Origin of the sequence: Kribbella monticola (genome assembly GCF_003261635.1) — a bacterium.
GTDB classification, from domain to species: Bacteria; Actinomycetota; Actinomycetes; order Propionibacteriales; family Kribbellaceae; genus Kribbella; species Kribbella monticola.
On sequence record NZ_QFXK01000032.1, the window covers coordinates 103,619 to 115,985 of the forward strand.

13 protein-coding genes are annotated in these 12,367 nt (G+C 68.6%); 6 read left to right on the forward strand and 7 right to left on the reverse strand.

The annotated features are described in order from the left end of the window. Positions 1–20: 20 nt before the first annotated feature. From DIZ26_RS22570 to ygfZ, 4 genes are all read right to left on the reverse strand, one after another. Positions 21–587 carry a hypothetical protein gene (locus tag DIZ26_RS22570; RefSeq protein ID WP_112244710.1) on the reverse strand — a complete coding sequence of 189 codons (567 nt, stop codon included), beginning with the start codon at positions 585–587 and terminating at the stop codon, positions 21–23. 77 nt (positions 588–664) lie between these two features. Then, on the reverse strand, positions 665–1,264 hold the full coding sequence (locus DIZ26_RS38625; protein WP_112244712.1) for a helix-turn-helix domain-containing protein: 600 nt from the start codon (positions 1,262–1,264) through the stop codon (positions 665–667). 740 nt (positions 1,265–2,004) lie between these two features. After that, complete coding sequence (locus tag DIZ26_RS22585) at positions 2,005–3,006, reverse strand: asparaginase (RefSeq protein WP_112244741.1); 1,002 nt, start codon at positions 3,004–3,006, stop codon at positions 2,005–2,007. A 58-nt stretch (positions 3,007–3,064) separates the two neighbouring features. After that, positions 3,065–4,084 carry a CAF17-like 4Fe-4S cluster assembly/insertion protein YgfZ gene (gene ygfZ / locus DIZ26_RS22590; RefSeq protein WP_198676232.1) on the reverse strand — a complete coding sequence of 340 codons (1,020 nt, stop codon included), beginning with the start codon at positions 4,082–4,084 and terminating at the stop codon, positions 3,065–3,067. A 109-nt stretch (positions 4,085–4,193) separates the two neighbouring features. Here ygfZ and DIZ26_RS22595 point away from each other — a divergent pair, with 109 nt between their 5' ends. Further along, positions 4,194–5,018: an LLM class flavin-dependent oxidoreductase gene (locus tag DIZ26_RS22595; protein WP_112244716.1), complete on the forward strand. Its 825-nt coding sequence runs from the start codon at positions 4,194–4,196 to the stop codon at positions 5,016–5,018. Positions 5,019–5,159: 141 nt separating this feature from the next. Here the strand turns inward: DIZ26_RS22595 and DIZ26_RS22600 are convergent, their stop codons facing one another. Further along, entirely contained in the window at positions 5,160–6,560 is a 1,401-nt protein-coding gene (locus DIZ26_RS22600) for a cation:dicarboxylate symporter family transporter (RefSeq protein ID WP_112244718.1), read from the reverse strand. Between the two features lie 289 nt (positions 6,561–6,849). On the opposite strand from DIZ26_RS22600, the gene DIZ26_RS22605 reads away from it, so the two are divergent. The 4 genes from DIZ26_RS22605 to DIZ26_RS22620 are packed head-to-tail and all read left to right on the forward strand — an operon-like array spanning position 6,850 to position 10,430. Beyond that, positions 6,850–8,106 (forward strand): sensor histidine kinase, encoded by a 1,257-nt coding sequence (locus tag DIZ26_RS22605; protein ID WP_232828518.1) that lies wholly within the window; start codon positions 6,850–6,852, stop codon positions 8,104–8,106. Continuing rightward, the gene (locus DIZ26_RS22610) at positions 8,099–8,779 is read left to right on the forward strand and encodes a response regulator (RefSeq protein ID WP_112244721.1); all 681 of its coding nucleotides are present in this window, start codon (positions 8,099–8,101) and stop codon (positions 8,777–8,779) included. The genes DIZ26_RS22605 and DIZ26_RS22610 overlap by 8 nt, the downstream gene beginning before the upstream one ends. Before the next feature lie 59 nt (positions 8,780–8,838). Beyond that, positions 8,839–9,348, forward strand: a complete 510-nt coding sequence (locus tag DIZ26_RS22615; RefSeq protein ID WP_112244723.1) for a SigE family RNA polymerase sigma factor — start codon at positions 8,839–8,841, stop codon at positions 9,346–9,348. After that, on the forward strand, positions 9,345–10,430 hold the full coding sequence (locus tag DIZ26_RS22620; RefSeq protein WP_112244725.1) for a hypothetical protein: 1,086 nt from the start codon (positions 9,345–9,347) through the stop codon (positions 10,428–10,430). The genes DIZ26_RS22615 and DIZ26_RS22620 overlap by 4 nt, the downstream gene beginning before the upstream one ends. Positions 10,431–10,515: 85 nt before the next feature. Here the strand turns inward: DIZ26_RS22620 and DIZ26_RS22625 are convergent, their stop codons facing one another. Then, a complete protein-coding gene (locus tag DIZ26_RS22625) occupies positions 10,516–11,010 on the reverse strand; it encodes an FABP family protein (protein ID WP_112244727.1) in 495 nt (164 codons plus the stop codon). Positions 11,011–11,172: 162 nt separating this feature from the next. On the opposite strand from DIZ26_RS22625, the gene DIZ26_RS22630 reads away from it, so the two are divergent. Then, on the forward strand, positions 11,173–11,535 hold the full coding sequence (locus DIZ26_RS22630) for a DsrE family protein (RefSeq protein WP_112244729.1): 363 nt from the start codon (positions 11,173–11,175) through the stop codon (positions 11,533–11,535). A gap of 187 nt (positions 11,536–11,722) precedes the next feature. Here the strand turns inward: DIZ26_RS22630 and DIZ26_RS22635 are convergent. Continuing rightward, a partial coding sequence (locus DIZ26_RS22635; protein ID WP_232828519.1) for a hypothetical protein occupies positions 11,723–12,367 on the reverse strand: 645 nt, incomplete at its 5' end.

The window sequence follows — 12,367 nt, forward strand, 5'->3', positions numbered from 1 at the left end:
TGGTGACCGTAGAACTACGATCAGTCGCCGACCTTGGAGGCTGCGGCCGAGGCGGCCTTGGTGGCGGTCTTCGCGGTCTTGCGGGCGCTGGTGGCGGTCGCCTTCACGTTGCGCTCGGCGGTCTGGGCCGTCTTGCGCGCGGTGGTGCGGGTCGCCTTGGCCTTGCTCACCGTCGTCTTGGCCTGGGCGACCAGGTCCTCGGTGGCCTTCTGGTTGCGGATCCGGCCGACGATCTCCTGGCCGCGGGCGGCCAGCTCCTCGTAGGTCTCCTCGGCCTGGCCGAGGACGGTGGTGAGACCGGCCTGCGCGACGGCGGGCAGCACGCGGAGCTTCGCCGGTACGGTCTTGGCGTCGGCAGCGAGCGCCTCGAAGCGCTTGGCCAGCTCGGCCTGCCGCTTGGCGAGCTCGGCCTGGAGCTCGGCCTGACGCTTGGTCAGCTCGGTCTGCAGGGTGGTCTGCACGGTCTTCTGGTCCAGCTTGGCGAAGCGGCTGGACATGTCGCCGCTGACCGCGCGGAACTTCTCGACGGCCAGGTCGCCGGCGCCGGCGATGACGTACAGGGGCGTGACGGAGGTACGGGTTGCCATCAGGCATCTCCTCGGAGCATTGGTTTCAGCGGGGTCTGTACTGCGGTGTCGCGGGCAGCCGGTCCGTGAGGGGCCGGCTAGCCGGTGGTGCGTTTTCTTGCAGGGGTCTTCTTGGCGCCCGGCTTCTTCGCCGCGGCTGCCTTCTCAGCGGCCTGGTTCTGCGCCGCCGGCTTCTTGGCCGCGGTTGCCTTCTGGGCGGCCGGCGTGGCCTTTCGGGCGGTCGGCTTCGTTGCCTGGGCGACCTGCTCGGCGGCGGCATCGGTGGCCGCTGCCTGGGCCGGGGTCGCGACCGCGGTGTCGGGTGTGTTCTCACGGACGAAGGAGCCGTACACGTCCAGGAGGACGCGCTTCTGTCGCTCGTTCAGCGCGGGATCGAGCAGTACGGCGTCAACCACGCCGGTCGCCCGGCGAGCGCCGTCGGAACCGTCGTCCGGATCGAGGATGCCGGCCCGTACGTACAGGGTCTCCGCGGAGATCCGCAACGCCTTCGCGAGCTGCTGCAGCACATCGGCCGACGGTTTCCGCAGGCCGCGCTCGATCTGGCTGAGGTACGGGTTCGACACACCGGCGAGATCGGACAGCTGCCGCAGCGAAAGCTGCGCATGCCGGCGCTGCTCGGCGAGGTACTCCCCCACCGAACCCATCCCACCGGCAACACGATCACCCAATCTGGCCATATCCCCATACTGCTAGCACCTGCTTGCAATTGCAAGCACACCGACCGTGAGCCCAGTCACCCCGTACTGCGCGCGACTGCCGCCAGCCAGTCGGCGGTCTCTCGCGGAGACCGAAGGCGAACCACGGTGAGGTGCGCCCACCGAGGATCAGTGGTTCGTGCGGTCAGCTCTTCCCGCCTGACAGCGGTCAGCCGCCACGCCTTGCGAATGGGATGGTCGGCCCGCAGCCACCACAGTGGTGATTCACGGTGCCCATGCCAAAGCCGTTGCCTGGTAAGGATTCTTCGCAAGGAACGCCGAACGGCTCTCGCCAGCACCACGCGCCGTGGATAGTCGAGCCACACCAGTGTGTCGGCGCATTCCCACAGCCTCGCGCGCACCCGAGGCGGCGCCGCGGAATCCACGGGCGGCCCCTGCGAGTCGAGGAGCCACGAGCCCGAACGCAGGAGCTGTTCGATGTCTCGCTCAAACGTCGGGGACATGCCTAAGTCGGGCCCGTAGTACAGGGCGTCGAGTTCGTAGACCGGCAGCCCCAGGACGGGCCCGAGGGCTCGCGCGAGGGTGGTCTTGCCGGATCCTCCCAGGCCCGCGATGAGAACCCTCCGACCTGGCCGGGCCGGGTCGCGATCTGTCATGGGCCCACTCTTTTGCCGCACCGGCCAGGTGTCCAACGCAGAGGTCGAATGAGCCGACAGGCCCTGCTTATGGACGCGCTGGTACGACGGCCGAGCGCACCGGGGCTAGTCGAAGAGGGTGGGGCTCGGGTGGACTGAGCCGACCTCGATGCCGCCGCCGTAGAGGGGGTAGCGGGTTTGGGTGTCGATGACCTCGTTGGTGATGCCGAGGTGTTGGAGTACGGCGGCCATGACGACTGCGCGGGCTCGGGGTTGGCCGTCTTCTACCTTGACGGCGAGGCCGCGGCCGTCGGCGAGGCCCACGGCGTACACGCTTTCGGCGCCTGCCTTGCAGAGGAGGCCCGGGACCGACTTCATCAGGGCGGCTTCGTCGCGTCTACTCCCGCTGGCGTACTCGGGGTAGCTGCGGAAGGCGTTGGCGATGCGACCCTCCAAAGTCTCCGGCGCCGCGCTGGCGAAGAGGCCGAAGGAGCGCGCGAGGCCGGCCAGGCTGATGGCCAGCAAAGGAGCACCACAGCCGTCGACCGCCACGTACGAGACCTTCTCGCCGGCCGAGTCCTCGATCGCGGTCCGGATCGCCTGCTGCACGGGGTGTTCGGTCGAGCGGTAGTCGTCGCGGCCCCAGACGGCGTCGGGGCTCTTGGCGCGCGCGTCGTCGTGGATCGGCCAGCCGTTCGCGATACAGGTCGCGATCATCGCGGCGTGCTTGCCGGAGCAGTTCATCGTGATCGGCTCGACGGCGTGACCGGTACGGACCCATTCGTCGCGCGCCTGCTCGTCGATCGGGTACGCGGGCGGCGTACGCAGCGCGGTCTCGTCCAGGCCGGCGCCCGCCAGGATTCGCCGTACACCGTCCAAGTGGAAGTCTTCGCCCGAGTGCGACGCACCGGCGAGCGCCAGGAGTTCGCCGTCGAGGTCGAGCCCGCTGCGGAGCATGCCGAGCGCCTGCATCGGCTTGTTCGACGAGCGCGGGAACATCGGCCGGTCGACGACGCCGACGGACCACTCCACGGACCCGTCCGGGGCGGTCACCACGACGGAGCCACGGTGATGGCCCTCCACGAATCCGCTGCGGACGACGTCGGCGAGGATCACAGGTTCGGTCACGGCTGCACTGTACGGCTCAGACGTCAGGTGCAAAAACCCAGATAGACAATGATCCACCTCACAGCCGAGCGCGGACGTGCAGACCGACCTCGGGATCGACCAGGATCTCCTGCGTGGCAGTAACGGTCGGCTGATCCTCGGCGACAACCTCGAGAACCGCCTCAGGGTCCACCGACCGCTTGATCAACGCGAGCGCGATCGGCCCGTACTCGTGATGCCGCGCAGCCGACCCGACGAACCCGACCTGCTTCTCCCCGGCCCGTACTGCGTACCCATGCGCCGGCAGGTGATCGACCGACCCATCCAGGTGCAGCCGCACCAGCCGACGCGGCGGACGCCCGAGATTGTGCACCCGCGCGACCGTCTCCTGCCCGCGATAACAGCCCTTCTCCAGATGTACGCCGACGCCGAGCCAGCCCACCTCGTTCGGAATCGCGCGCTCGTCCGTGTCCAACCCCAGCCGCGGCGCGCCTGCCTCGATCCGAAGCGCCTCGTACGCCCACACGCCCGCAGGCTGCCCGGCCGACGAGACGTACGACGCCAACTCACCCCGCGGCACGAAAACCTCATGCCCATCGAGCGAATCCGCACCAGCACGCACGACCAAGCCCGCCGCCTCGCCAACCGCTCCCGGCCGCCAGACGATCGCGTAGTCGTCGGTCACGTCCTTGATCTCGACGCGTGACATGAACACCATCTTCTGCAGCCACTCGACCAGCGCCGCCGCGGCACCCGGCTCGGTGTGCAGCCAGAAGGTCTCACCGTCGTCGAAGCCGTACATCGCGTGCTCGATGTGCCCGGTCGGCGACAGCAGCAACGCGGTCGTCGACGTACCGGGTCGCATACCCTCGAAGTACTGGGTGGTCAACGCGTGCAGCCAGGTGAGCCGGTCCGGTCCGGTGATCGTGACCACGTCGCGATGCGACAGATCGACGTACCCGTTGCCGGCCGCCAGCGCCCGTTGCTCACGGAGATCCGACCCGTAGTGAGCCGCCACCCCGGCATCGATCCCGTCGGCCTCGACCGCGCCGGGCAGGTCCAGCAAGGGGCTGCGTGCTCTCAGGGGCTTCGTTGACATATCACCAGAGTACGTCTCCCGGCGTACGCCGAACGCCTCCCGTCGTGGGATGTGGACAACTCCGATCCCGGCGACGCTGGAAGCACAAACCCGGTGAGAGGAGAGACCGATGACAGGCAAGCGATTCCGGTTCGGTGTGGTCGCCAGTCCGGACCGAGGCGCCGAGGTCTGGCAGTCGACCGTACGACGGGCCGCCGACCTCGGGTACAGCACGATCCTGATGCCCGACGGGCTGCAACTGCTGTCGCCGTTCCCCTCGCTGGCGATCGCGGCGGCGAGCGCGGACATCCGGGTCGGGACCTTCGTCGCGGCGGCTCCGCTGCGTCCGCCGCGAGCAGCGGCCTGGGACGCACACACGTTGACGGTGCTGACCGAGGGACGGTTCGACTTCGGGATCGGGACCGGGCGGCCGGCTGCTGCGGAGTTCGCGGCCGAGCTCGGGTTGCCGTTCGGAACCGCGCAGGAGCGGCGTGAGCAGGTCGTCGAAACGCTGGATCACCTGGTCAAGCTGGACGGCGAACGGCGTACGCCGATCATGCTGGCCGCCGGTGGGCCCAAGTCGCTGGCGATGGCGGCGGAGCGGGCGGACATCGTCTCGCTCGCCAAGCCTGCGATGACGCCGCGCTCGGAGGTCGCCGAGCTGGCGCGAGACCTTCGGGAGCTGGCGGGTTCGCGGGCCGACGACATCGAACTGGCGATGAACCTGTTCGCGGTCGGTGACGGCGACCTGCCACCCTGGGCGAAGCAGGCCACCGGCGTCGACGCCGAGACGCTCGCCAAGAGCGATTCGCTGATGCTGCTACCCGGCACGCCACAGCAGATGGCCGACGAACTCCAGCGCCGCCGCGACGACTTCGGCGCCTCCTACTTCAGCGTCAACGCGACCTACCTGGAAGAACTGGCCCCGGTCATCGAACTCCTCGCCGGCCAGTGACCCGCAGTACGGGCGCACGTAGTACAGGCGGCTGTACTACGGGCGCTCGGCGGCGCGTAGTACAGGTAGGCGGCGCGCTGCCCGTCGGCTCTCGGCGGAAGTGAGAGCCGGCGGGCAGCGCTGAGGGGTGGGACAGATGGTCTAGTGGTCCGCCGACCGTCCGTCGATCGCGGCGGGTGTGGGAGCGGTGGTGGCGCCGACGGGTTCCGGGACGTCGCCGCCGTGGGTGTCACCGGCAGCGAAGGCCTCCTCGTCGAAGGGGTCCTCGCCGGCGAACACCTGGCGTGCTTGCTCCTTGTCGAACGCGCCGACCCAGTGGCCGACCAGGATCGTCGCGACCGCGTTGCCGGCGAAGTTCGTCAGCGCGCGGGCCTCGGACATGAACCGGTCGATACCGACGATCAGGCCGACGCCGTCCAGCAGTTCCGGCCGGTGCGACTGCAGACCGCCGGCCAGCGTCGCCAGGCCCGCGCCGGTGACACCGGCCGCACCCTTCGAGGCGACGATCATGAACACCAGCAGGGAAATCTGCTGCCCGATCGAGAACGGCTGGTCCATCGCCTCGGCGATGAACAGCGACGCCATCGTCAGGTAGATCGCGGTGCCGTCCAGGTTGAAGGAGTAGCCGGTCGGGACCGTGATGCCGACGACCTCCTTGCTGACCCCGACGTGTTCCATCTTCCCGATCAGTCGCGGCAGCGCGGTCTCCGACGACGAGGTGGACACGATCAGCAGGAACTCGCGGCCGAGGTACCTCAGCAACTGGAAGATCGAGACGCCGGTGACGACCCGCAGGATCGTGCCGAGGATGACGATCACGAAGAGCAGACACGTTATGTAGAACGCGATCATGATCATCGCCAGGCTGCGCAGGGCCTGCCCGCCGGCCGCACCGACGACGGTCGCGATGGCACCGAAGGCGCCGACCGGGGCGGCCCACATGATCATCGACAGCACCTTGAACAGCAGCCGCTGGAGATGCCCGATGCCGTTCAGGATCGGCGTACCGACGTTGCCCATCGTCTGCAGCGCGAAGCCGACCAGCAGCGCGACGAACACGGCCTGCAGGACCTGGCCCTCGGTCAGCGAGGACAGGATCGTCTTCGGGATGATGCCGAGCAGGAAGTCGGTGGTGCCTTCGTGGGCACCCTTGGCCTGCTGCTGGCCGGTCTTGCGGAGCGCGTCGGTGAGGTTCAGGCCGGCGCCGGGCTTGACCAGGTTGCCGACGACCAGGCCGATGGCGAGCGCGACCGTCGACATCACCAGGAAGTAGCCGAGCGCGAGACCGCCGACCTTGCCGACGCTGGCCGCCTTGCGGACCGAGCCGATGCCGAGCACGAGCGTGCAGAAGATGATCGGGCTGATCATCATCTTGATCAGGTTCACGAACCCGGTGCCGAGCGGTTTCAGCTCGACCGCGAAGTCCGGGAACAACAGTCCGACGCCGATCCCCAGGGCGACGGCGACGATGACGGCGATGTAGAGGAAGTGGGTCCGGTCGTTACGGACCGGTGTCGGTCGGGTGGGGGTCGGGCTCGACATGGCGACTCCTGATCTTGCGTAGAACGAAGCGGGCGAACGGCCGGTCCTCAGTAACTGTGACGTGACGCACAGGCGAACTGCGCATTTCGTTCATATCGTTCGCAGCCCCCGGCCGCATCCGCGCCGCGCGGTTCCCCGCGGCAGGCGCCCCCGTCCGACGCCGAACTGTGATGCGACCAGTTCGCTTCCCCACCTCGCCTTCCTTCCCTTTCCTTCCCTTCCTCACCCGCTCTTGCCGTCGCTGAACTGTGATGCGACCAGTTGGCTCACTGGAATGCACAATGTCGGGGTGAACCGACGTCCGTCCGAGCTGCGTCGCCAGGTGCTCTGGTTGCAGTCCGCCACGGTCGCCGTCCTGATCGCGATGGTCTGGATCACCCTGGTCAGCCGGGCCCGCTCACAGGCCGACCGCGACGCCGCCGCGAATGGAACGATCCCACCCGGCTGGTGGGACCTGATCCAGCTCGAACTGCGGTCGATGCTCGGCATCGCCAGCTTGATGCTCGGCGTCGCGATCGCCGGCAACGCGCTCGTCACCTGGCGGGTCCGCCGCGCCACCCGCGGCATGGGCACCCAGTCCCTCGCCTGGATGCTCGACTTCTACGAAGGCGTACTCCGCGCGGCCCGCGAGGGTCTGCTCCTCCTCGATGCCGAGCACCGCGTCCAGCTCGTCAACGAGGAGGCGCGCCGCCTGCTCGGCCTGCGCGACGTGCCGACCGGCAGCACCATCGAGGAGCTCCACCTACCGGTCGCCCTGGCAGAGCTCCTGACCGCCGGCAGAACGGCGTACGACGAACTGCATCTCGGCGCCAACGGTGTCGTAGTGGTCAACCAGCAACCAGCGCGGTCCGGCCGCATCGTCACGCTGCGAGATCACACGCAACTGCAGGCGCTGCTCGGCGAACTGGACGCAGTACGCAGCCTCGCCGAATCCCTGCAAGCCCAGAATCACGAGGCCTCGAACCGCCTGCACACCGTCGTCAGCCTGATCGAGATCGGCCGTCCCGAGCGAGCGCGCGAGTTCGCCGTCTCGGAGCTGCAACTCGCCCAGGCCATGACCGACCGCGTCGTCGGCACGGTCGGCGATCCCGTACTCGCGTCACTCCTGCTCGCCAAGCTCGCCCAGGCACAGGAACGCGGCGTACTGCTCACCCTCGAGCTCGGCAGCGAGGCGCTCAACACCCGCCTTCCCGCGCAGGACGTGGTCACCGTCGTCGGCAACCTCCTCGACAATGCGATCGAGGCGGCCCGCGGCGGACCTGCTCCGCGGCACGTCGAACTGAAGGCCGGTACGACGCCGGACGCCATCGATCTCGCCGTGACGAACACCGGTGCTGAACTGGGCGCGACCGAACTGGCCCGCATGTTCGAACGCGGCTGGACCACGAAGGCGGAGCCGGGCCACGGACTCGGGCTGGTTCTGGTTCGCAGTACGGTCGAACGCTGGCAGGGAACGTTGATGGTCGACCCGGATTCCGAACTCGACGAGGTACCGGCCCTCACCGTACGAGTTCGCCTCCCGCGAGCGGTGAGCGCCAGTGCCTGACGTACTCCGCGTCCTCGTCGTCGAGGACGACCCGGTCGCCGCCGAGGCCCATCGCACCTACGTGGACCGCCTCCCCGGCTTCAGCTGTCTGGGGATCGCCGGTACTGCGGCCCGCGCGCTCCAGGTCCTCAGCCAGCAGCCGGTCGACCTGGTGCTCCTCGACATGAACCTGCCGGACGGCCACGGGCTGGACGTAGTACGACGAATGCGTGCCGCGGGCAACCAAACCGATGTTGTGATGGTGACTGCGGCCCGCGAGGTTGCTGCCGTGCAAGCAGCCGCGCGGATCGGTGTCGTGCAGTACGTTTTGAAGCCGTTTGCCTTTGAAACATTGAGAGATCGACTCAGTCCGTATGCCCGGCAGAGGCGAACGGCCGAATCGGGCCAGGTAGTTGCCGACCAGGACGAGGTGGACCGGTTGTTGCATCCAGCAACTGTTTCGTCGGTCCCGAAGGGATTGGCAGGGTCGGTCCTCGACCGGGTCGTGAACTTGCTGGGCAACCGCGAAGGCTGGACCGCCGAGGAGGTCGCCACCTCGCTCGGCACCTCCCGCATCACCGCCCGCCGCTACCTCGAACACCTGGCCGACCAGGGCCAAGCCCTCCGCACCCAACGCTACGACGGCCGCAGCGGCCGCCCCAAGGTCGAATACTCCTGGGTCTCCGAAAGCTGACTCAACCTTTTGGCCGGGCTGGCGGCTCAGCTGGGTAGACGACCTGGGAGGAGCGGGCTGTGAGCGAAAGCGACGCATTCGTCAGGCTGGTGACTGCCCACGAACGCGAACTGCTGCGGGCAGCCTGGCTGCTGACCGGCAACTGGGCCTCGGCGGAGGATCTGTTGCAGACGACGCTGACCAAGACCTGGCAGAACTGGGGCAAAGTCAGCGCAGCCGACGAACCCCTTGCCTACGTACGGCGAATCCTGGTCAACACACACCTCAAACTCGCCGCGCGCCGCTGGAAGGCCGAACTCCCGTTCGCAGTGCTGCCCGATCAACCGGCCCGCGACGGTACGACGGACAGCGACCTCAGGGCCGGCCTGGTGAAGGCACTGGCCGGTCTGCCACCTCGGCAACGGGCCGTCGTTGTCCTGCGCTATCTCTGCGATCTCACCGAGGCGCAGACAGCCGCGGCGCTCGGGTGTTCGATCGGAACCGTGAAGGCCCAGGCGTCACGGGCGATGGCAATTCTGCGCACGAACCCGGCACTGGCCGGCCTGCTGGACGTGGAGGTCTCCTCATGAGCGAAGAGCGCCTGACCGAGTTGCTGGACCGCGTCACCCCCGAGCCGCCACCTTCGATCGAACTGACCCGGATGGCCCGCCGGATCGTCGACGACAGCGAACTCCGAACCACGTTCCGGCCGCGTCGCCGATTCGTACCGGCTTTGATCGCCGCGGCAGCCGTCGTTGCGATCGCGGCGGCAACGGTGAGCTTCGTCGCGCACCGCGCCGACCAGCCCGCGCCGGCCGGCGGCGGCCCGACGCCGACAGGGCAGGAAGTCGAACGCGCCAAGGAGACTCTGACCCGATGGGACAAGGCTCTCGGCGACAGCGCCTACCTTCCGATTCAGCCGTCGTCGACAACCAGGTCCAACCCGGCGGCATGGCAGTTCCAGCAGGTCGGCGACTGGCCGGGCATGACCGGACGACCGACCCCGGACTCGGCGGCCTTGGATCTGCGCATGATTGCCGAGCAGCGCCCGCTGCCCACAAATCGTCCGCCTGCGGGACGGGTGGTGTGGGCCAACGGCAATTCCGCGTCCGTTCCCCTGCTCTCCCAGGCCGAGACCCTGCAGCAGTTGCGCGCCGGCGCCGACATCTGCGTCGGTTGCAAGCCGGGCGAGCTCGATGGGGTGAAAGCCAGCACGCTGGTGATCAGCAAGGTGACGCCGACGACGATGCAGGTGCAGACCACGCGCGGGCCAGCGACGGTACCGGCGTACCGGTTCTCGTTCGTGGGCAAGTCGGTACAGGCCCTGCAGGCGGCGGTCGCTCCACCGACGGTCGCGCCGCTGCCATCGAGCGGGCAGTTCGACCCGCCGATCGCCTCGGGGAGGCTCGGTGCGGACCAGCAGACCCTGACCGTGCATTTCACCGGCACGCAGATGCCGGCCAGCGAGCCTTGCGGGGAGGACTACTCGGCTTTCGCCGTCGAGTCCGACAAGGCGGTAGCCGTGATCGTGACGAGCAAACCCCACGCCAAGGGCGAGCTGTGCAACGGCTCAGGCGCCGACCGAACCGCCGTCGTACACCTGAAAACACCACTCGCCGGACGCCCAGTACTAGAGATCGCCCACGGCACAGCCATCCAACTCACCAGCTGAGCTGCACACGCCGCCGCCCTGTTCTTCCTTGTTGAGGGTACTCGGGGAAGTGGGGCGGCCGGTGCTGTTATCCACAGGAGGTGGGTCAGGCGCGGATGAGGGTGGCCCAGAGGTGGGGTTGGAGGGGCTGGCCCTCGGCGGCCATGTCGTAGGCCCACATGAGTTCGCCGTTGACCAGGCCGTACAGGCGGTGGCCGGCGGCGACCTCCTTGGCGGTGGCGGTCCGGGCGACGACGTCGGTCCGCATCTCGATCTTGGCGCCGTCGATCTCGCCGTACCAGATCTCCGCGAAGCCGGTCGGGTGCGCCAGCACCACCTCGAGCTTCTTGTCCGGCTTCGGCCGCCAGAACCCGGTCTCGACCGCGAGCGGACGCTCCTTGGTGCCGTCCTCGCCGACCACGTAGGTCTGGCTGACGTAGTGCAGGTACGGCTTGCCGTTGTGGCTGAAGTCGATCTGCTGCCCGAACTCGAACTTCTCGATCGTCGGGTAGTCACCGTGCCCGCGCCCCTCCCACCGGCCGAGCAACCAGGCCAGCGGCATCAGATCGGGATGCAGGTCCTGCGGGATCTCGAAAGCCATTGCCGTCAGCTCGCGCTGCGACCGCGGAGCAGCCGGTAGACGACGAACACGGAGAACCAGCCCATGAACAGGGTGACGAGCACCAGCAGGGTGGTGAAGACGACATGTAGCACGTCCGACAGTCTAGGCGATCGCCCGAGCGTCCTCGGCTACCGTGGCGTGATGTCCCGCACGCTGGTGATCAAACTGACCGCAGGTGCCGAAGAACCCGAACGCGCGAACCAGGCGTTCACCGTGGCCGCAACGGCAGTGGCTGCCGGCGCCGAGGTGTCGCTCTGGCTGACCGGAGAGGCGGTGTGGTTCGCCGTACCGGGCCGAGCCGAAGCCTTCGAACTGCCGCACGCAGCGCCACTCGCCGACCTGCTGGCCGGCGTACTGGCCGGCGGTCAACTCACGGTCTGCACCCAATGCGCCAAACGCCGCGATCTCACCCAGGACGACCTCCTCCCAGGCACCCGCATCGCCGGCGCCCCCGCCTTCACCGAAGAAATCCTCACCGACAACACCCAAGCAATCGTCTACTAACCCGTACTCCGCCCAGGCGCGGGCCGCGTGCCCCCGGCCCAGGCACCTTGGCCGCCCCGTACTACGGCACCCCCGCCGTGCTGGTGGTCCCGTAGTGCCGCACCTCCGCCGCGCTGGTGCTCCCGTACTGCCGCACATCCGCCGCACCGTTGCCGCCGTGTGCTGCGGGCGCGTCCGTCGCGCTGGGTCAGTCGCCGTTGGGGGTGCGGCCGCCGGTGTCGCTGCCTCGGCCGCCGCGGTCCATCGAGCGCTGGTGCTGCTGGCCGGCCGTTTGACCACCGCGACCGGCGGCTGCGGGCTCGCCCTGCTGCCTGGTCGCCTGCGCAGGTGAGAGTTGGCCGCCGCGGTACAGACGATCGGCGTTCGCCTGCTCCTGCGGTGACATCTGCCCGGGTTGTCCCTGGCCGGTCTGCCCGTTCTGGCTCTGGCCGTTCTGCTGGTACGTCTGGCGATCCTCCGCCAGCCGCGCCTCCAGCGGATCCGCCGGCCGCTGCCCGGTCTCCTGCCCGTCCTGCTCGGCCTGGGTCTCCGGCCGCCCGTCCTGCTGCTCAGCCTCCGCCGCAGCTCGCTGATCCCCCGCAGTCGGAAACGCCGGCTGCGCCCCAGCATCCCCCCGCTCCTGCCCGTCCTGCTCCTGCTCTTGCCGCTGGTCCTGCTCCTGACCAGCCTCGTTGTCCTCACCAATAACCGGCTGGACCGACCCGCCCTCAGCGACAATCGGCCCCTGGCCGTCTTGGTCCAGCGCCTCCTGCTCCGCCTGCCGCTCCGGCTCGTTCTCAGCCCCAATCACCGGCTGCACCGAACCATCCTCAGCAACAACCGGCCCCTGCCC